General features: G+C 66.9%; 19 protein-coding genes and 2 tRNA genes. 14 read left to right on the plus strand and 7 right to left on the minus strand.

Annotated features, from left to right (window positions below; all coding sequences use genetic code 11):
- Positions 1 to 21: 21 nt before the first annotated feature.
- The 6 genes from rsmG to rpmH form a co-directional block, all read right to left on the minus strand.
- Positions 22 to 702: a 16S rRNA (guanine(527)-N(7))-methyltransferase RsmG gene (gene rsmG, locus AB8M46_RS11555; RefSeq protein ID WP_037333981.1), complete on the minus strand. Its 681-nt coding sequence runs from the start codon at positions 700 to 702 to the stop codon at positions 22 to 24.
- 211 nt (positions 703 to 913) lie between these two features.
- Positions 914 to 1,471 (minus strand): R3H domain-containing nucleic acid-binding protein, encoded by a 558-nt coding sequence (locus AB8M46_RS11560; RefSeq protein ID WP_007032243.1) that lies wholly within the window; start codon positions 1,469 to 1,471, stop codon positions 914 to 916.
- Between the two features lie 30 nt (positions 1,472 to 1,501).
- Positions 1,502 to 2,602: a membrane protein insertase YidC gene (yidC, locus tag AB8M46_RS11565; protein WP_125731375.1), complete on the minus strand. Its 1,101-nt coding sequence runs from the start codon at positions 2,600 to 2,602 to the stop codon at positions 1,502 to 1,504.
- Between the two features lie 4 nt (positions 2,603 to 2,606).
- Positions 2,607 to 2,912, minus strand: coding sequence for a membrane protein insertion efficiency factor YidD (gene yidD / locus AB8M46_RS11570; protein WP_016338357.1), 306 nt, complete (start codon positions 2,910 to 2,912; stop codon positions 2,607 to 2,609).
- A gap of 4 nt (positions 2,913 to 2,916) precedes the next feature.
- On the minus strand, positions 2,917 to 3,300 hold the full coding sequence (gene rnpA, locus AB8M46_RS11575; protein WP_037333978.1) for a ribonuclease P protein component: 384 nt from the start codon (positions 3,298 to 3,300) through the stop codon (positions 2,917 to 2,919).
- A gap of 23 nt (positions 3,301 to 3,323) precedes the next feature.
- Entirely contained in the window at positions 3,324 to 3,467 is a 144-nt protein-coding gene (gene rpmH / locus AB8M46_RS11580) for a 50S ribosomal protein L34 (RefSeq protein ID WP_005154511.1), read from the minus strand.
- 602 nt (positions 3,468 to 4,069) lie between these two features.
- On the opposite strand from rpmH, the gene dnaA reads away from it, so the two are divergent.
- The 14 genes from dnaA (at position 4,070) to AB8M46_RS11650 (ending at position 18,840) form a co-directional block, all read left to right on the plus strand.
- Positions 4,070 to 5,704 carry a chromosomal replication initiator protein DnaA gene (gene dnaA / locus AB8M46_RS11585; RefSeq protein ID WP_037333976.1) on the plus strand — a complete coding sequence of 545 codons (1,635 nt, stop codon included), beginning with the start codon at positions 4,070 to 4,072 and terminating at the stop codon, positions 5,702 to 5,704.
- A gap of 900 nt (positions 5,705 to 6,604) precedes the next feature.
- Positions 6,605 to 7,738, plus strand: a complete 1,134-nt coding sequence (dnaN, locus tag AB8M46_RS11590) for a DNA polymerase III subunit beta (protein ID WP_020632653.1) — start codon at positions 6,605 to 6,607, stop codon at positions 7,736 to 7,738.
- A 39-nt stretch (positions 7,739 to 7,777) separates the two neighbouring features.
- Positions 7,778 to 8,668 (plus strand): phosphogluconate dehydrogenase (NAD(+)-dependent, decarboxylating), encoded by an 891-nt coding sequence (gnd, locus tag AB8M46_RS11595; RefSeq protein ID WP_037333975.1) that lies wholly within the window; start codon positions 7,778 to 7,780, stop codon positions 8,666 to 8,668.
- A gap of 9 nt (positions 8,669 to 8,677) precedes the next feature.
- On the plus strand, positions 8,678 to 9,832 hold the full coding sequence (gene recF, locus AB8M46_RS11600; protein ID WP_394360256.1) for a DNA replication/repair protein RecF: 1,155 nt from the start codon (positions 8,678 to 8,680) through the stop codon (positions 9,830 to 9,832).
- A gap of 274 nt (positions 9,833 to 10,106) precedes the next feature.
- Complete coding sequence (locus AB8M46_RS11605; RefSeq protein ID WP_394360257.1) at positions 10,107 to 10,598, plus strand: DciA family protein; 492 nt, start codon at positions 10,107 to 10,109, stop codon at positions 10,596 to 10,598.
- A gap of 206 nt (positions 10,599 to 10,804) precedes the next feature.
- The gene (gyrB, locus tag AB8M46_RS11610) at positions 10,805 to 12,772 is read left to right on the plus strand and encodes a DNA topoisomerase (ATP-hydrolyzing) subunit B (RefSeq protein WP_037333973.1); all 1,968 of its coding nucleotides are present in this window, start codon (positions 10,805 to 10,807) and stop codon (positions 12,770 to 12,772) included.
- Between the two features lie 50 nt (positions 12,773 to 12,822).
- Positions 12,823 to 15,348 (plus strand): DNA gyrase subunit A, encoded by a 2,526-nt coding sequence (gyrA, locus tag AB8M46_RS11615; protein WP_037333972.1) that lies wholly within the window; start codon positions 12,823 to 12,825, stop codon positions 15,346 to 15,348.
- 36 nt (positions 15,349 to 15,384) lie between these two features.
- A complete protein-coding gene (locus AB8M46_RS11620; RefSeq protein WP_037333971.1) occupies positions 15,385 to 16,071 on the plus strand; it encodes a DUF3566 domain-containing protein in 687 nt (228 codons plus the stop codon).
- 47 nt (positions 16,072 to 16,118) lie between these two features.
- Positions 16,119 to 16,192, plus strand: a tRNA-Ile gene (locus tag AB8M46_RS11625).
- A gap of 230 nt (positions 16,193 to 16,422) precedes the next feature.
- A complete protein-coding gene (locus tag AB8M46_RS11630) occupies positions 16,423 to 16,611 on the plus strand; it encodes a DLW-39 family protein (protein ID WP_034321928.1) in 189 nt (62 codons plus the stop codon).
- A gap of 37 nt (positions 16,612 to 16,648) precedes the next feature.
- A tRNA-Ala gene (locus AB8M46_RS11635) sits at positions 16,649 to 16,721 on the plus strand.
- 188 nt (positions 16,722 to 16,909) lie between these two features.
- Positions 16,910 to 17,281, plus strand: coding sequence for a hypothetical protein (locus AB8M46_RS11640; RefSeq protein ID WP_037333970.1), 372 nt, complete (start codon positions 16,910 to 16,912; stop codon positions 17,279 to 17,281).
- Positions 17,282 to 17,286: 5 nt separating this feature from the next.
- A complete protein-coding gene (locus AB8M46_RS11645; RefSeq protein WP_394360258.1) occupies positions 17,287 to 18,318 on the plus strand; it encodes a hypothetical protein in 1,032 nt (343 codons plus the stop codon).
- Between the two features lie 9 nt (positions 18,319 to 18,327).
- On the plus strand, positions 18,328 to 18,840 hold the full coding sequence (locus tag AB8M46_RS11650; protein WP_378424772.1) for a YbaB/EbfC family nucleoid-associated protein: 513 nt from the start codon (positions 18,328 to 18,330) through the stop codon (positions 18,838 to 18,840).
- A 15-nt stretch (positions 18,841 to 18,855) separates the two neighbouring features.
- On the opposite strand, the gene AB8M46_RS11655 is transcribed toward AB8M46_RS11650, so the two are convergent.
- Entirely contained in the window at positions 18,856 to 19,707 is an 852-nt protein-coding gene (locus tag AB8M46_RS11655) for an ADP-ribosylglycohydrolase family protein (protein WP_037333964.1), read from the minus strand.
- Positions 19,708 to 19,719: the final 12 nt, after the last annotated feature.

Genomic DNA, 19,719 nt, shown 5'->3' on the forward strand with positions numbered 1-19,719 from the left:
GTTGTTTCACGTGGAACCGGTCTAGCTGCGCCTGCCGCGCGGTCGAGACGGTTTCGGGGGCAGACGGTGGATCACGACGACCGTGCTCGGAACCTCGAGCACCTTGGTGCCGCACTCGAAGACTTCCGGTTCGCCGCCGCCGGCCTTCCGAACGGCGGCGCGATCGCGTTCGATTTCCTCTCCGGCGCTCGCTCCTTTGAGGGCGACCAGAGCACCTTGGGAACGCACGAGCGGGAGGCACCAGTTCGCGAGCCGGGCCAAAGGAGCGACCGCCCGGGCGGTGACGACATCCGCGCCACCGAGCTCCTCACGTACCTGCCGCTCTTCCGCGCGCCCGCGGACAACGGTGATGGGGAGTTCCAGCTTCTCGGCAACCTCGGCCAGCCAGTCGACCCGGCGAGCCATCGGTTCGAGCAGAACGATATCGAGGTCCGGTCGGCTGATCGCGAGCGGTACACCCGGAAGTCCCGCACCCGAGCCGACGTCGACCACGCGGGCGCCTTCGGGAATCCGCTCGCCGATCACGGCGGAATTGAGGACGTGCCGCTCCCACAGTCGGTCGACCTCACGAGGCCCGATGAGCCCGCGCTCGACACCATGCCGCTCCAGGAGTTCGACGTAGCCGGCGGCTTGCTCGACGCGGTCTCCGAATACTTCCGACGCCGCACTCCGTACCGATGCGGCGACCCCGTCCAAGCCCACTCTCGCTCCTCAACCCTCGACGCCGTTTCACGTGAAACGCGCTCCACTGATTGTCCATGACGCCGAGCGCAAAGCGGGGAGACAGTCCGAAGTTGTGGACAACTCCACTCGCCTCAGCGCGTTTCACGTGAAACGCCACGCGTGTAATTCACCCCGGAAACGAAGAAGCGGCCCGCCGGATGACCGGCGGGCCGCTTCGTTCGAGTAACCGTCAGGCGGGGAAGATGACGACCCGGCGCTTCGGGTCCTCTCCTTCACTCTCGCTCTTGACGCCGTCCACGGCGGCGACCGCGTCGTGCACGACCTTCCGCTCGAACGGGCTCATCGGCTGCAGCCGCACGCGCTCGCCGGAGGAGACAACCGTCTCGGCGGTCGAGCGACCGAGCTCGCGGAGCTCCTCGCGACGGTCCGCGCGCCAGCCCGCGATGTCCAGCATCAGCCGGCTCCGCGAACCGGTCTCCTGCTGCACCGCCAGCCGCGTCAGTTCCTGCAGCGCCTCCAGCACGGTGCCGCGGGGACCGACGAGCTTCTCCAGGTCCTCGCCGCCGTCGATGCTGACGATCGCGCGGCCCGCTTCGACATCGAGGTCGATGTCGCCGTCGTAGTCCAAAAGGTCGAGCAGCCGCTCGAGGTAGTCGCCGGCGATGTCGCCCTCCTTCACGAGGACGTCGTCGTCGACACCTCCCTTGCGAGCGGTCTCTTCAGCGGCGCCCTCAACCTCGGCCGCGCTGTTCTCCTCGGCGTCGATCGTGTCGATCGTCTCCGCCATTACTGGTCTCCTCTCCGGCCCGGATCGGCGTCAGCGACGCTTCCGGTCCGATTTCTTAGTCGAGTCCGAGATGAGACCGGGCACGTCCGCACCGTTCTCCTTCGAGCCGTTCGTCGACGACTCGGCTGTTGCGTCGTTGGCGTCCTTCTTCTTCGCGGAGGAACCGGTCTGGGCGAAGCCGTGCGGCGAGCCCGCCTTCTTGACCTGACCACCGGAGGACGGCTTGTTCTTCTTCTGCTGGACCGGCTTCTGGCCGGGGCGGGGCGCGGTCGGCTTCTGGCCCGGCTTCGGACCGAGGTTCGCGCGCTTCTCCTTCTCGGCTTCCTTGCGGGCCTCTTCTTCCTTGTCGATCCGCGTGTAGACGAGACGCTGCTGCATCAGGGTCCAGCCGTTGTTGGCGAGCCAGTAGAAGAGGAGGCCGACCGGGAACAGCGCACCGAAGATGAGGACACCGAGCGGGAAGATGTACATCGTCAGCTTGTTCATCATCGCGGTCTGCGGGGTGGCCGACTCGGGGTTCTGGCGCTGGACCGAGTGACGCGCGGTGAGGTGCGTGGCGATGCTGGCGACGATCATCAGCGGGATCGCGACCGGGGCGACGTACCAGTGGAAGCCCGCCGGAGCGTTGCCGCCGCTGACCATGTCGACACCGGTGTAGATCGCGTCGCCGAGGTTGACGCCGAACAGCTTCGCGTGAACGTAGGACTCGACACCGGCCTGGTCGAAGAAGTAGTTCTCGGTCTTCGGGCCGCCGTACGGGTTGATGGTGAACATCCGCAGGACGTGGTTCAGACCGATGAAGACCGGGATCTGAAGCAGCATCGGCAGGCAGCTGCCCAGCGGGTTGACGCCGTGCTCCTTCTGGAGCTTCTGCATCTCCATCGCCTGGCGCTGCCGGTCGTTCGCGTACTTCTTCTGGATCTTCTTCATTTCCGGCGCGAAGTCCTGCATCTTCTTCATCGACCGGACCTGGTTCACGAACGGCTTGAACATGATGCCGCGGACCGTGAACGTCAAGAAGATGATCGCGAGGATCCAGGAGACCGCGTTCGCCTCACCGAACACGAGCCCGAAGACCTTGTGCCAACACCACAAGATGAAGGACACGGGGTAGTAGATGAAGTCGAGCACTGAGCTACTCCTCGATCGGTGTTTCAGGTCGGCGGTGGCGCCACGAGAACGTCTCGGGTACCGGATCGCGGCCGGGCATGGTCCACGGGCCACAGCGCAGCAGCCGCCGGACCGCGAGATAAGTGCCGCGGCCGGCGCCGTGCCGGGTCAGTGCCTCGACGGCGTACGCGCTACAGCTCGGGTAGAACCTGCACGCCGGAGGAAGGAAAGGGGAGATCGCCTTGCGGTACAGCTTGATGGGCAGGAGCAGCACCCATGCCACCGGGCCCGGGCGGGCGTCTTCGGTGGTCTCGTTCTCGGTGGCTCGCATGCCGTTACACCGCTGATCCGTGGTCGGGTGGACGCGTCTGGCGGGACAGCCCGAGACGCCGCAACGACGCGTCGAGATCCGAGCCGAGTTCCGCGCTGGAAGCGTCCGCGGCCGGAGGTAGTGCCCGTATCACCAACGAGCTGCCCGGCGGCAGTGTTCCGATCCTGGCGGAAACGAGATGCCTCAACCGGCGGGTGACCCGGTGGCGGACCACCGAATTGCCCACGGCCTTGCTCACCACAAAACCCGCCCGCGCCGCTTCGGCGGCATCGGGCGGGTCCGTGGTCAACGCATGGACGACGAGGCGGCGCCTGCCTGCCTTGGCCCCACGCCGCATCACGGCACGGAAATCCTCACTGCGCCGCAACCTCGCGGCGGCCGGCAGCACGACGTCCCTCGACGACGGCCGGATCAGGCGGACAGCGCGCCGCGGCCCTTGCGACGGCGAGCCGCCAGGATGGCCCGGCCGGCGCGGGTCCGCATGCGCAGCCGGAATCCGTGGACCCGGGCGCGGCGGCGGTTGTTCGGCTGGAAGGTGCGCTTACCCTTGCTCACGACTAACTTCTCCTGTTTCTCGGCCGCCGGGAACGGTTCGACCCGTTCCTGGCGTGTCGTGCTGACGCACGGCAGTCTCTGGTGTCTCCTACCAACGTGTGGCCTCGTCACGTCGAGCGACGACAACGTGGGCACGCGAAACGCCCCCGCTGTATACGGGAGACCTTACGAGGGTACGCACCCACCGCCCGGGCCCGGCAGGCACCCCCTCGACCACGGACCGCGACCGTACGTGGAGAGTGATCACCGACGACGCGAGGGCATCGAATGGCAACACGCCGTACACCGTGAAATGCTTGCGCGCGAGGACGCCTTGTGGCAACGAGCGGGGCTTGTTAGCGTGCCCCTCCCGGGTTTTCGCCGAGGTGGAACGGTGCAGGCGCCCGGGTGTCCTTGGGGATGTGGAGGCATCCCGTCGGCATACGACGATCCCGCAGGTGGCGTCACCGCGGGCCGCCGTACATTAGTGCACAGCTGTGGACAACTATGTGGATATTTGCTGTGCGCGCGAGCCGACCGGGCCATGATGACGCTCGACCCGGCGTTCGGGCCGCTGAGTGATCTCGCCGCAGCGCACCGACGAGGGGAGGGGAGTCAGGCAGGTGTCCGATCACCAGCACAATCTTGGCGTCATCTGGGAACAGGTCGTGCGCGAGCTGTCGGATGGCACCCTCTCCCCGCAGCAGCGCGCCTGGATGCGGGTGACCCGGCCGATCGGCCTCCTCGACGGCACCGCGCTCCTCGCCGCCCCCAGTGACTTCGCCAAGGAAGCGATCGAACGCGCCCTGCGCGGAGCGATCACCGAAGCCCTTTCGCGCCGGCTCGGCCGCGCGGTCTCGCTGGCGGTGAAGGTCGACAGCACCGAACCCCACACTTCGATGCCCCCGCCCTCGCCGGGGCCTCGCTACGAACCGACGTCACCCAGCCGGGTGGAAAACGGGTCCGGCCCGGTGCCGGGTCCTCCTCCGCTGCCCGAGGGTGACGGCATGCTGTCCCCGACCAGGCCCCGGCCGGAGCCTCCGAAGCCGAGGCCGCCGAGGCAGCAGCCGGTGGACAACAGCCTCAACGATGGCGATGACAGCGATGAAGAAGTCGACGAAGAGGGCGAGGCCCTCGCCGCCGTGACCGAGATCTGGCCGACGTTCTCCGGTCAGCCGATCGCGGGCCAGCCCTACACCGCGCCGGCGCAGCCGCAGACGTCGAAGACGAAGCTCAACGAGAAGTACACGTTCGACACCTTCGTCATCGGCGCGTCGAACCGCTTCGCGCACGCGGCCGCGGTCGCCGTCGCCGAAGCACCGGCGCGCGCGTACAACCCGTTGTTCATCTGGGGAGAGTCCGGACTCGGGAAGACCCACCTGCTGCACGCCGTCGGGCACTACGCCCAGCGGCTGTTCCCCGGCATGCGCGTGCGGTACGTGTCGACCGAAGAGTTCACCAACGACTTCATCAACTCGCTGCGAGACGACCGCAAGGTCGCGTTCCAGCGCCGCTACCGCGACATCGACATCCTGCTCGTCGACGACATCCAGTTCCTGGAAGGCAAAGAAGGTACGCAGGAAGAGTTCTTCCACACCTTCAACACCCTCCACAACGCGAACAAGCAGATCGTCGTCTCCTCCGACCGCCCGCCGAAGCGCCTCGAAACGCTGGAAGACCGGCTGCGCACGCGGTTCGAGTGGGGTCTCATCACCGACATCCAGCCGCCGGAACTCGAAACGCGTATCGCGATCCTTCGCAAGAAGGCGGCTCAAGACCGGCTCGCGGTTCCCGGCGAGGTCCTGGAGTTCATCGCTTCGCGCGTCGAGGCGAACATCCGGGAACTCGAAGGCGCGCTCATCCGCGTCACCGCCTTCGCGTCGCTGAACCAGCAGCCGGTCGACGTGGCCCTCGCCGAAATCGTGCTCCGGGACCTCATCCCGGATTCGCACGCGCCGGAGATCACCGCGCCGACCATCATGGGTGTCACGTCCGAGTTCTTCGACGTGACGCTCGACGACCTGTGCGGCCCCGGCAAGACGAAGGCGCTCGCCACCGCACGCCAGATCGCGATGTACCTCTGCCGCGAGCTGACCGACATGTCGCTCCCGAAGATCGGGCAGACCTTCGGCGGCCGCGACCACACCACGGTCATGCACGCGGACAAGAAGATCCGCAAGGAGATGGCCGAACGACGGCGCATCTACGACCAGGTCCAGGAGCTGACCTCCAGGATCAAGCAGCGCGCCCGGCAGTAATCCTTTAGTACACAACGCTTTCAGGGGCTCTCACCGTCCAGGTGGGAGCCCCTTCTTCGTGTCCACATAGGCCCGAAAACGCGTGTAGAGCCGCGAAGCACGGGTACCTGAGGAGAAGCGGCGAAGGGCGCGAAGGAGGCGAAGCGCGCTTGAGTCGCCTTCGCGTTTTTCCTTGTGTACAAAGGAATCCACATGCTGTGGGCAGCTTGTGCACAACTCCGGCGGTCGACGGACCAGCGGCGACGGGATTTCCGTCCACATCGCACTCACAGGCAATCCACAGCATTTCCACACCAAGATCCACACGCTGTCCCCAGGTTGCCCACATCTTGTGCACAAGGGTGATGCGGGCTGCATCAATCACTCTCCCGAGCGATTCCGGTCACGAACGGCGCCCACAACCCTGGGTACAAACCGCCCCACAACTGGGGATAACCGTGGGGACAACTGTGGATGACTGTGGACAGATCGAGCGCCGCCCGAATCCATCCACGGACGCCCCCAGCTGTCCACCGTCCGTACACACCCTGAGTCCACAGGCTCGGAGGCGCTCGGACCTGCGCGAACGGGCCTTGTCCACACAATCCACAACACCTATTACTACTGCTGTCTTTTCTTCTTCTCTAGAAGAGAACAAAACAAAAACAGGCGAAGGACGAAGTTGGGGACAGCCGGGGAGCCGTGTCGTCTTGTCGACAAAAGCAAGGGGAGGCCGAGGTGACGTGGACCCCGGGGACGGCCTAACGTGGGTCCCTGCACCTGGTCTGCGTGTCGACGTGCGTTCGCGTCCTCACGCGGACCGAACACACCTGCGAGGCACCTGGCCATCGCGCTCTCCGGCCGAGGTGACCCGTTGAGCTTTCGAGCCGTCAGGGGCTCGGCTGTCGAAAGGAAGCGCGCATGAAGATCCGCGTCGAGCGTGACGGGCTGGCCGACGCCGTCGCGTGGGTGGCGAGAAGCCTCCCGTCGCGGCCTCCGGTCCCGGTTCTGGGCGGTGTCCTGCTCGATGCTGGATCCGACGGGACGAGTGACGCCCTCACCGTCTCCGGATTCGACTACGAGGTCTCCGCCACGGTCGGCGTCCCGGCCACCATCGCCGACGGCGGCCGTCTGCTGGTCTCCGGCCGTCTGCTGGCCGACATCACCAAGTCGCTGCCCGCGCAGCCGGTCGAGATCTCCGTCGACGGCGCCCGCGCGACCATCACCTGCGGCTCCGCGCGCTTCTCCCTGCCGACCATGCCGGTCGAGGACTACCCGCAGCTCCCGTCCCAGCCCGCCTTCGCCGGCGAACTCACCGGTGACGCGTTCGGCCAGGCCGTCACCCAGGTCGTCGTCGCCGCGGGCAAGGACGACACCCTCCCGATGCTGACCGGTATGCGCCTGGAGATCTCCGGCTCCTCGCTGACCCTGGTCGCCACCGACCGCTTCCGGCTCGCGATGCGCGAGTTCACCTGGGAGCCCGCCGAGGGGCTGTCCGACGCCGCCGTGCTCGTCCCGGCGCGCACGCTCGCCGAGGCCGCGAAGACGCTCGGCGCCAGCGGTGCCAAGATCCGGCTCGCGCTCGCCAGCGGCGAAGGCCTGCTCGGTCTCTCCGGTTCCGGTCGCTACACCACGACGCGCCTCCTCGACGCGGAGTTCCCGCCGTACCGGCAGCTGCTGCCCGCGCAGCACACGTCGCGCGCGGTCATCGAGGTCTCCGCGCTCGCCGAGTCCATCAAGCGTGTTTCGCTCGTCGCCGAGCGTGGCACCCAGGTGCGGCTGGAGTTCAACGACGGTTCACTGCGGCTCTCCGCCGGTGGCGACGACGAGGGTTCGGCCGAAGAAGAGCTTCAGGTCGACTACGAGGGTGAGCCGGTGACCATCGCGTTCAACCCGGGTTACCTCGTCGACGGGCTCGGCGCGCTGAACGCGAACCGGGCGGAACTGACGTTCACCACGCCGAACCGGCCGGCGCTGATCAAGCCCGCCGACGAGGAGGGCAACGTCGTCCCCGGCTACCTGTACCTCCTGATGCCGGTTCGCCTCCCGGGCTGACCGGCCTCCACTTCCTGTTTCGCACCAAAGGGGATCTTCATGGCTCAGCTGGGACTCATCGGCCTCGGCAAAATGGGGTTCAACATGCGTGAGCGGCTGCGCGCGGCCGGTCACGAGGTGGTCGGCTACGACCGCAACCCCGACGTCACCGACTCCACCTCACTCGAGGACATGGTGTCCAAACTGGACGGTCCCCGGATCGTCTGGATCATGGTGCCCGCCGGCGAGCCGACGCGGCAGACCGTCGCGGAGCTCGGCAACCTGCTGTCCGAGGGCGACCTCGTGATCGACGGCGGCAACTCGAAGTACACCGACGACCGGATCAACGCGGACCTGCTCGCCGCGAAGAAGGTCGGTTACCTCGACTGCGGGGTTTCCGGTGGCGTGTGGGGCAAGGACAACGGCTACGGCCTGATGGTCGGTGGCGCGGCCTCGGACGTCGAGAAGGCCATGCCGATCTTCGACGCGCTTCGTCCCGAGGGCCCGCGTGACGAGGGCTTCTCGCACGCCGGCGCCGTCGGCTCGGGTCACTACGCGAAGATGATCCACAACGGCATCGAGTACGGCATGATGCAGGCCTTCGCCGAAGGCTTCGAGCTGCTCGAAGCCGCGAAGGTCGTCGAGAACGTGCCCGCGGTGATCAAGGGCTGGCAGCGGGGGACCGTCGTCCGCTCGTGGCTGCTCGACCTGCTGGTCCGCGCGCTCGACGAGGACCCGGAGCTGGACGACCTCGAGGGCTACGTCGAGGATTCCGGCGAAGGCCGGTGGACGCTGGAAGAGGCGATCAACAACGCGGTCCCGGCGCCGGTCATCTCGGCCGCGCTGTTCGCGCGGTTCGCCTCGCGCCAGGAGGACTCCGCCGCGATGCGGGCCGTCGCCGCGCTGCGCAACCAGTTCGGCGGGCACTCGGTCAAGAAGGCCGGCGACTAGGCAAGCGGGTTGTACTTAAGACATCTGCAGGTCACCGACTTCCGGTCCTGGCCACAAGCCGATCTCGCGCTCGAACCCGGCCCGACCGTCCTCGTCGGACAGAACGGCCGCGGCAAGACGAACCTCCTCGAGGCGATCGGCTACATCGCGACCCTGGGCTCGCACCGCGTCGCGACCGACGCGCCGTTGGTGCGGCACGGGTGCGAACGCGCGCTGATCAGGGTCGCGGTGGTCAACGAGGACCGCGAGCTGACGGTCGAGCTGGAGATCACGCCCGGCAAGGCGAACCGCGCGCGGGTCAACCGCGGCGCGGTCGGCAAACCGCGTGACGTACTCGGGATCCTGCGCACGGTGCTGTTCTCCCCGGAGGACCTGGCACTCGTGCGCGGGGATCCCGGGGAGCGCCGTCGTTTCATGGACGAGCTCCTCGTGCTGCGCGCTCCCCGGTACGCCGGGGTCCGCGCCGATTACGAGAAGGTGCTGAAGCAGCGGAACGCTTTGCTGAAGACGGCCGGCAAGCGGCGTACGGGGCGTGAAGACCCGTACGCGTTGTCGACACTCGACGTCTGGGACGACCACTTGTCGGTGGCGGGGGCCGCGTTGCTGGCGGCCCGGCTCAACCTGATCGCCGACCTCGCGCCGTACGCGGCCTCCGCGTACATGGGGGTCGCGCCCGATTCGAGACCGGCGAAGATCGCGTACAAGTCGAGCCTGGGCGAAGCGATGCCAGAGGGCTATGGCACTCCGGACGGCCCTCGCGCCGACCAAGCGGTCCTCAAGGAAGTGCTGGTCGAAGCGCTGAAACGGTCGCGGAACCTGGAGCTCGAACGCGGGGTGAGCATGGTCGGCCCGCACCGGGACGAGCTCGATCTCATCCTCGGCGAAGCACCGGCGAAGGGCTACGCGAGCCACGGGGAGTCCTGGTCGTTCGCCCTCGCGTTGCGTCTGGGAAGCTACGAGCTCCTGCGTGGCGAGGCCGGGGAACCGGTGCTTCTGCTGGATGATGTGTTCGCCGAGCTGGACCGGCGTCGCCGGGCCCGGCTGGCGGAGGTGGCGGCAGGCGCCGAGCAGGTGCTGGTGACCGCCGCCGTGGACGAGGACGTGCCCGCCGAACTGGCCGGACATCGCTTCTTCGTGGCGGATGGTGAGATCAACCGAGGGTGATCCCGCGAAGTGGACACCCCGGGTGATCGGCGCCACAGCAGTTGCCCACCGATCTGGGGACAAACCTGTGGACAGTGTGGATAACACCGTGAACGCGTTATCGCCCCGCGTGACCAAGGGGCCTGATAAGCGGCTTGACACCCCTCACCCGGGTGGTAACCCGAGTGAGGGAGCCTTGTTCGATACGCGGAGTGATCGCCCCTCGGTATCGAACGGCTCAACCGATACTGAAAGCAAAGAACCGACTACTGGTCGTGATCTCGCTCGGGCGGCTTTGGATGCCGCGAAGGCCAAAGCGAAGGCCCGCGGAGTTGAACCGGGCGTGCGCCGCAGCCGTATCACCGGTGGGGGAGCCGCTTCGGTCGGTCAGAACCCGCGACGTCGTCGCTGGTCAGGGCCGGGCGCCGACGCTCGCGACCCGCAGCCGCTCGGCAGGCTCGCCTCCCGGATCGCCGTCGACCGCGGCTGGAACACGCGGCTGGCGAACGGTCAGGTCTTCGGCCACTGGGCCCGCCTGGTGGGTGAAGAGGTCGCCGAACACGCTCAGCCTGTGGCCTTGAAGGACGGCGAGCTGACCGTCCGCGCGAGTTCGACAGCGTGGGCGACGCAGCTTCGCCTGCTTCAGGGGCAGCTGCTGGCGAAGATCGCCAAAGGCGTCGGGAACGGCGTCGTGAAGAAGATGCGGATCCAAGGGCCGACGGCGCCCAGCTGGCGGAAAGGGCCGCGGCACGTCCCGGGACGTGGTCCGCGTGACACGTACGGCTGACCCGAGTTGCGCTTCGCCGCGACAGTGCCCATTAAAGCGCCGAGAACGCCTTCAGAGTGCTTCGCGAACGTCAAGACTCTTCTTCGAACGAATTAGCGCGCCTGTGAGCAAATCAGGGGTGTCCTTGCCGCATGTCTGCGGACGCGGCCAAGTACACTGGAGATGAGCGAGCGTCCGCTCGGGCGAGACGAGGAGAATCAACGCCTGTGACCGAGAACAAGAGCGAGTACAACGCGTCGTCGATCACGGTGCTCGAAGGCCTCGAAGCCGTCCGCAAGCGTCCCGGTATGTACATCGGTTCCACCGGTGAACGCGGCCTCCACCACCTCGTCCAGGAGGTGGTCGACAACTCCGTCGACGAGGCGATGGCCGGCTACGCGACCAAGGTCGAGGTTACCTTGCTGGCCGACGGCGGGGTGCGCGTCGTCGACGACGGCCGCGGCATCCCGGTCGACATCCACCCCAAGGAGCAGAAGCCGACCCTGGAGGTCGTGCTCACCGTGCTCCACGCGGGCGGCAAGTTCGACAGCGATTCCTACGCCGTCTCCGGTGGTCTGCACGGCGTCGGCGTCTCCGTGGTGAACGCGCTCTCGACCAAGCTGATCGCGGAGGTCAAACGCGGCGGGCACAGCTGGCGCCAGGTGTACACCGACCAGATCCCCGGCGAGCTGGAAGACCTCGGCCCGGCCGAGGACACCGGCACCACCATCACCTTCTGGGCCGACGGCGACATCTTCGAGACCACGACGTACAACTTCGAGACGATCTCCCGGCGTCTCCAGGAGATGGCCTTCCTCAACAAGGGCCTGACCCTTTCGCTGCGCGACGAGCGCGTCGCCGACGAAGAGACCGAGACGGACGCCTCCGGCCAGGCGGCACGGGTCAAGGAGAAGACCTACTGCTACCCGGGCGGTCTCGAAGACTTCGTCAAGCACATCAACGGCAGCAAGGACCCGATCCACGCTTCCGTGATCTCCTTCGAGGCCAAGGGAACCGGCCTCGAGGTCGAGGTCGCGATGCAGTGGAACAACGGCTTCACGCCGTCGGTGTACACCTTCGCCAACACGATCAACACGCACGAGGGCGGCACGCACGAAGAGGGCTTCCGCGCCGCGCTCACCCGCGTCGTCAACGCGTACGCGCGCGAGAAGAAGCTGCTCAAGGAGAAGGACGCCAACCTCTCCGGTGACGACGTGCGCGAGGGGCTCGCCGCGATCGTCTCGATCAAGCTCTCCGAGCCGCAGTTCGAGGGCCAGACCAAGACCAAGCTGGGCAACAGCGAGGCCAAGACGTTCGTGCAGCAGACGTCGAACGAATGGCTGGCCGACTGGTTCGAGCGCAACCCCACCGAGGCGAAGACGATCATCAACAAGTCGATCTCCTCGGCGCAGGCGCGGATGGCCGCCCGCAAGGCGCGGGATCTGGTCCGCCGCAAGGGCGCGCTGGAGATCGGCGGGCTGCCCGGCAAGCTCAAGGACTGCCGCTCGACCAACCCGTCGGAATGCGAGCTCTACATCGTCGAGGGTGACTCGGCCGGCGGTTCGGCCAAGGAAGGCCGCGACTCGATGTACCAGGCGATCCTGCCGATCCGGGGCAAGATCATCAACGTCGAGAAGGCCCGTATCGACCGCGTCCTCAAGAACACCGAGGTCCAGTCGCTGATCACCGCGCTCGGCACCGGTATCCACGAAGAGTTCGACATCGAGAAGCTGCGCTATCACAAGATCGTGCTGATGGCCGACGCCGACGTCGACGGCCAGCACATCACCACGCTGCTGCTCACCTTCCTGTTCCGGTTCATGCCCCCGCTGATCGAGCACGGGCACGTGTTCCTCTCGCGCCCGCCGCTGTACAAGATCAAGTGGCCGCGGCAGGACCCGGAATACGCCTACTCCGACAGGGAACGCGACGCCGTCATCCAGGCGGGTGTCGAGGCCGGCCGGAAGCTGCCGAAGGACGACGCGATCCAGCGCTACAAGGGTCTCGGCGAGATGAACGCCGAAGAGCTGTGGGAGACCACGATGGACCCGGCGAACCGGCTGCTCGGCCAGGTCACCCTGGACGACGCCGCGCAGGCCGACGACCTGTTCTCCGTCCTGATGGGCGAGGACGTCGAAGCGCGCCGTTCCTTCATCACGCGTAACGCCAAGGACGTGCGTTTCCTGGACGTCTAGACGTCCCCGCTCTTTTGTCCCCTTAGGACTGCTCCCACGAGAAGGACCTCATGACGGAAACCTTGCCGCCCGCTCCGGACCACGACCGGATCGAACCGGTCGACATCCAGCAGGAGATGCAGCGCTCCTACATCGACTACGCGATGAGCGTCATCGTGTCGCGGGCGCTGCCGGACGTGCGGGACGGCCTCAAGCCGGTGCACCGCCGCGTGCTGTACTCGATGTTCGACTCCGGCTTCCGCCCCGACCGCGGGTACAACAAGTGCTCCCGCGTCGTCGGCGACGTGATGGGCAACTACCACCCGCACGGTGACTCCGCGATCTACGACGCGCTGGTGCGGCTCGCCCAGCCGTGGTCGCTGCGGTATCCGCTGATCGACGGCCAGGGCAACTTCGGTTCGTCGGGCAACGACCCCGCCGCCGCCATGCGGTACACCGAGTCCCGGCTGGCGCCTCTCGCGATGCACATGCTGCAGGACATCGAAGAAGAGACCGTCGACTTCTCCGACAACTACGACGGCCGCACCCAGGAACCCGACGTCCTGCCGTCGCGGTTCCCGAACCTGCTGGTCAACGGTGGTTCCGGGATCGCGGTCGGGATGGCGACGAACATCCCGCCGCACAACCTGCGCGAGGTCGCCGACGGCGTCAAATGGGCGCTCGAGAACTTCGAGGCCAGCGACGACGAGCTGCTCGCCGCGCTGCTGGTCCGGATCAAGGGACCGGACTTCCCGACCAAGGCGATGATCCTCGGCAACTCCGGGATCGAGGACGCCTACCGCACCGGCCGCGGTTCCGTGCGCATGCGCGCGGTCGTCGAGGTCGAGGAAGACGCCAAGGGCCGCACGATCCTGGTCGTGTCCGAACTGCCGTACCAGGTCAACCCGGACAACCTGGTGGAGAACATCGCGAACCTGGTCCGCGACGGCAAGCTCACCGGTATCTCCGACATCGCCGACGAGTCCAACAGCCGCAGCGGGATGCGGATCGTCGTCACGATCAAACGTGACGCGGTCGCCAAGGTCGTGCTGAACAACCTGTACAAGCACACCCAGCTGCAGCAGAACTTCGGTGTCAACATGCTGGCCCTGGTCGACGGCGTGCCCCGCACGCTGCGCCTCGACCAGATGATCCGGCACTACGTGAAGCACCAGATCGACGTCATCGTCCGCCGGACCCGGTTCCGGTTGCGCAAGGCCGAGGAACGCGCCCACATCCTGCGCGGTCTGGTCAAGGCGCTGGACATGCTCGACGAGGTCATCGCCCTCATCCGGCGCTCGCCCTCGGCCGAAGAGGCCCGGCCCGCGCTGATGAGCCTGCTCGACGTCGACGAGATCCAGGCGACCGCGATCCTCGACATGCAGCTCCGCCGCCTCGCGGCACTGGAGCGGCAGCGGATCATCGACACCCTGGCCGAGATCGAACTCGAGATCGCCGACCTCAAGGACATCCTCGAGAAGCCCGAGCGGCAGCGCGCGATCATCGCCGAGGAGCTCCAGGAGATCGTCGACAAGTACGGCGACGACCGGCGCACCAAGATCATCCCGTTCGACGGCGAGGTTTCGGTCGAAGACCTCATCGCCGTCGAGGACGTGGTCGTCACGATCACCCGCACGGGTTACGCCAAGCGAACGAAAACAGATCTGTACCGTTCGCAGAAACGCGGCGGCAAGGGCGTCCAGGGCGCGACCCTCAAACAGGACGACATCGTCCAGCACTTCTTCGTCTGCTCGACGCACGACTGGATCCTGTTCTTCACGAACAAGGGCCGCGTGTACCGGGCGAAGGCGTACGACCTGCCCGAGGCCAACCGCAACGCGCGCGGCCAGCACGTCGCGAACCTGCTCGCGTTCCAGCCCGACGAGCAGATCGCCCAGGTCATCGAGATCCCGAACTACGAGGTCGCCCCGTACCTCGTGCTCGCGACCCGCCGCGGCCTGGTGAAGAAGACCAAGCTCACCGACTTCGACTCCAACCGCGCCGGCGGCCTCATCGCCGTCAACCTGCGCGAAGGCGACGAGCTGGTCGGTGCGGTCCTCGCGGCCGCCGAGGACGACCTGCTCCTCGTGTCCGCGGAAGGCCAGTCGATCCGCTTCCACGCCACCGACGAAGCCCTGCGCCCGATGGGCCGCGCGACGTCCGGTGTGCTCGGCATGCGGTTCAACGACGGCGACGAACTGCTCGGCATCAACGTCGTCCAGCCCGACAAGTTCCTCCTCGTCGCCACCGGCGGCGGCTACGCCAAGCGCACCCCGACCGAGGACTACCCGGTCCAAGGCCGCGGCGGCAAGGGTGTGCTCACCATTCAGTACGACCAGAAACGTGGCAGGCTGGTGGGCGCGGTCATCGTCGACGCCGAAGACGAGCTCTACGCGATCACCTCCAGCGGCGGGGTGATCCGGACTTCGGCCGGACAGGTGCGCAAGGCGGGCAGGCAGACGAAGGGAGTGCGGCTGATGAATCTCGACGAAGGAACCACTCTTCTCGCGGTCGCACGCAACGCGGACGAGCCCTCAGACGTCGCCACTGCAGGTAGTACTGAAGGAGAAGAAACCCCGGCGTCGGAGCAGGAATAGACGACGCCCCACGTACTGGGTAAGGACTGACACCTCGTGACACCATCCGAGAAGCCCGAAGCAGGCGGCGCGCAGGCGGGTTCGTCGAGCCCGCCTTGGCAGCGCGACAGCGGCGCCGGGGAACCCGAAGGCTCCAGCGAGCAGACGGTCTCGGTGTCTTCGGTCGCCACCGAAGACGTGGCCCACTCGGACCCGAAGCGGGACGCGACAACCGTGACCGACTATCACGGGGTAAGCGGCACAGCCGCGAAGAGGCTCTTCGGCGACAGCGGAGAGGGCGAGCCCGCCCCCTCCGCCATCCCGTCGGCCTCCCGCACCCGTGCCGCCCCCACCGCGCTCCGCCGCCCCGGCCGCGGACCGCGTCGCGCCAGCCTGCAGATCAAACGCTTCGACCCCTGGTCGGTGCTGAAACTGTCCCTCGTCCTCGGCGTCGCGCTGTTCTTCGTATGGCTCGTCGCCGTCGGCGTCCTCTATACCGTCCTCGACGGCATGGGCGTCTGGGACAAACTCAACGGGACCTACTCCTCGCTCGTCGGCGGAGAAGGGGCCGACGCGCCGGCCGACCCGTTGATCAGCGCCGGTCGCGTCTTCGGGATCGCGGCCATCCTCGGCGCCATCAACATCGTGCTGATCTCGGCGCTGGCCACCGTCAGCGCCTTCATCTACAACGTCTCCGCCGACCTCGCCGGAGGCCTGGAAGTGACCCTTTCCGAACGAGAGTGACCCGGTTGCAGGGCGCCGAAAGGCGTCCTGTAATCTTCTCCTCGTTCGGGCCCATAGCTCAGGCGGTTAGAGCGCTTCGCTGATAACGAAGAGGTCCCAGGTTCAAGTCCTGGTGGGCCCACCCGGTTGGCCCGGTCGTGTTTGTGGAAATCACAAACCGCGACCGGGTGTTTTTCATTTCTGGGGGTCGAACCCCCAGACCCCCGCCAGGGAGGGCTTCGCCCCCCTGGACCCCCCGGTTCGGCTCGGGCCCTGGCGGGCCCATTGCCGTGGGGGACGGTTCCACGTGGAACGTGGTGCAGTAGCATCGGTGGGGAAGCGGAGCAACTCGGCGGAAAGAGGGGGCTTCTGATGAAGAAGCTGTTGGCACTCGCGGTCATCGCGGGCGGCGTGCTGTTCGTGATCAAGCGCAACAAGGCCGCCAAGGCCGAGGCCGACCTCTGGCGTGAGGCCACCGCTCCCACCGAGCGTCCGCTGGGATCCGCCTCCACCAACGGAAGCGCTCCGGCCAAGGCCGCGGACGCGTCCCGCAACAACTGATTTCGGCGCAGGCGGTTATCATGATCGCCTGCGACCCGGGGCTGTAGCTCAATTGGTAGAGCACTGCCTTTGCAAGGCAGGGGTCAGGGGTTCGATTCCCCTCAGCTCCACACCTGAAAACGAGAAGGCCACCCGTACCCCGGGTGGCCTTCTCGTTTCCACCAGAACGCGCGCATGGGTGTTCTCTACCGCCGGGTCCGAGTGGTGACGTTCGTCACCGTACGCGGATGACAAAGTCGCACGCCCAGCCAAGTCAACGCTGCTTACATGGGGGTGGAATCCGGACAGCGAGGTGAACATGGTCAGTTTCGAAACCGACCTCGACGATCTCAGGTTGTCGAGCAAGGAACTGCAGAATGCCGCGGACATCGTCAGCGCCGCACACACCGGTGTGCGGGGCCAGGACGTGCCGGCTCCCGACCCGGTCACGGGAGCTCTGGTCCCCGGCTTTTTCGCGCCGGACACCGCGTTCGGGAAAACGCTGGGCATGCGCGGGGTTTCGGCGGCGTACGAGGAACACCGCCAGGCCGTCGAGAAGATGCTCGCGAAGCTGCTCCGCAGCACGGAGGACGCCTCACAGGCGCTGGCGAGGGTCGCCGAACTTTACGAAGCCGTGGACGAGGACAACAAGCAGCGAGTGAACCGCGCGGCGTACGGGAACCAGGGGTAAGCGGCGTGGACGGGTACTTCAACGCACTGGACGCGGAAACCACTTCCGGCTTCGGTGACAACAGCAAACTCCTCGAGGGAATCTCCGACGATCTCACCGCGGGTGCCGAAAAAGCCTTCATGGCATTGGACCTCCTCTACCCGCCGTTCTTGGGTAGCGACGTCGACTTGAGCGGCGGTCTGAAGGAAGAGGTCCGCGACTTCTTCCTCGAGTTCTCCGACGCGCAGCTCGTCGGCGAGAACAGTCTGCAGCCCATGATCGAGGCCTACGAAGGTCTCTGGAACGCTTTCCAGGACACGAAAGCGCCGCTCGACCGGTCCTTGGTCCTGCTTCTCAAGTGGCGCGGTGAAGGCGCCGAGACGGCCAAGAGCTACATCCAGGGTCTCGTGAACACCTATTCCCGCGTGGGTACCAAACTCACCGTGCTGGAAGCCGACATCGTGGCCGCGCGGGACGCCATCGCGACCGCACGGGCCGACCTGAGCACGCTCGCCGCCTCCTTCCTGACCGCCGCGGAAAAGTACCGGGACGACAAGGAACGGCAGAACGAATCCGCCTTGGTGAAGGCGTTGGCCGCGACCTTCGCCGCCGCTGTCACCGCTCTGCTCGTGGCGGCCGCGCCACCGGCGGGACTCACCGCGGCGACGTTCTTCACCACGGCGAACGGTGTGCAGGTCGCCGGTGCGGCTGCCGGTGCCGGGCTCTCGACCCTGGTCTCCGAGAACGCCGCGATCGTCGGGGACAGCCCCGAAATGATCTACAACAGCTTCCACGACGGTGTGGTCAACATCCGTGAAGCCATGTTCCGCGCGTCGGAATCCCTGATCTCGAAGATCAACGTCGAGATCAACAACCTGCCGATCATCCCCGAACCGCCGGACGTCAGCCCTGGCGAGACCTTCGATCCCGGCAACTTCGAAACCGAAAACACCGACAAGGGAACGGAAAAGCGGGTTCGGGACAAGAACGTCGACATCTCGAACGACGGCAAGTTCCAGGAACCGCCGATGGAACTTTCCCCGCTGCCGACCGACTGACGGAGGATCGTGGCTGACAAACCGGCGGCCAAGAAACCGCCAGCCGACCGGCAAGCGATGCTCGAGGCGTTGGCCGCCCTCTCGGTCGACGCGTCCTCACCGGACGGTGCCGTTTCCGTTTCGGTCAACACCGACGGCGTGATGACGCGGCTCAGAGTGGGCGAAGCCGCGTCGCGGATGTCGCCCGCCGAGATCGCGGACACCGTCATGCGGACCTATCAGGAAGCGCAGCAAGGATCCGCGAAACGCAGCGCGGAACTGATGGCGCCGATCGGCAACGCCGGGTACATCACGGACAGGCTGCGCTGGCGGCTCGGGTTCACCCCTTCGTTCCAACAGGAGGGGGAAGCCGTCGCGCCGTCGGTCCCGGTCTCGCGCCGCCCGCCCGCGAGCACCGAGAACGTGGTGCTCAAGGACCGGTCGGAGGAACCGGCGGGGCCCGATCAGGACGAGCAGCCCGAACCGGTGGAATCCGACGACCAGTACTACGAGCAAGGCCTGCGGTACCGGCCTTCGTGGTGAGCTCCACCGGCGACGTCAAAGGCGCAGCAGCCGCTCGTCGAGTTTCGCCAGCTGGTCGCGGCCGAACTCGCCGTTCTCCAAATCGCGCCACAGCACCGGCGGCAGATCCTGTGCCACCTCGGGCGAGCGTGAAGCGGCGGCCAGCGCGATCGTCGCGACGGTGTCGACGTCGCCGGTGAGCGCGACGGCGGAGTGCAGCATCCGGGCGAGTCCTCCGCCGCCGGTCAACACGGTCAGCGCCGCGCGCACGCTCATCCACCCTTGCGGCCCGACCTTGCCCGACCACGGCCGCGCCCAGCCGCCGTGCCCGACATCCTCGGGGAGGATCCCTTCGATCCACCTCGCGATTTCGGAAAGCGGCCCCACCCGATGGTGGCAGTAGTGCACGGCCAGCGCGGCCGCCTGCGCCGCGGCGATCCCGGCCGGGGTGTCGTGCGTGATCCTGGCCTGCAGTTTCGCGTGATAGAGCACGTCGTCGACGGTCGGCAGGACCCCGATCGGCCCGGCGCGCATGGCGGCACCGCTCTTGTCGCTCTGCGGCCGGAGCCGTCGCAGCAGCTCTTCGCCGTCGCGGACCTCGCTGAGCAGCTGATGGAAACGCGGCGCGTAGCCGTCGTGCGGATCGCGGTGATACGCCCGCACGAACTGCTCGGCGAGCAGCAGGGGCGTCCATCGCAGCCCCGAGACGAGCACCTCGGCGATCGCGATCGTCATCTGCGTGTCGTCGGTGTAGCGACCGGCCGGGGCGCCGGGCTGCCCGTGATGCGGCACGTAACCGGTCAGGTTGTTGTGCTCCGCGACGAAGCTCGGGTACGCGTGCTCGAAGGAGCCCCCGTACGCGTCGCCGATTGCCAGCTCGACCAGCATCCGTCCATCGTG

Origin of the sequence: Amycolatopsis sp. SB7-3 (genome assembly GCF_041021335.1) — a bacterium.
Taxonomy (GTDB): domain Bacteria; phylum Actinomycetota; class Actinomycetes; order Mycobacteriales; family Pseudonocardiaceae; genus Amycolatopsis; species Amycolatopsis japonica.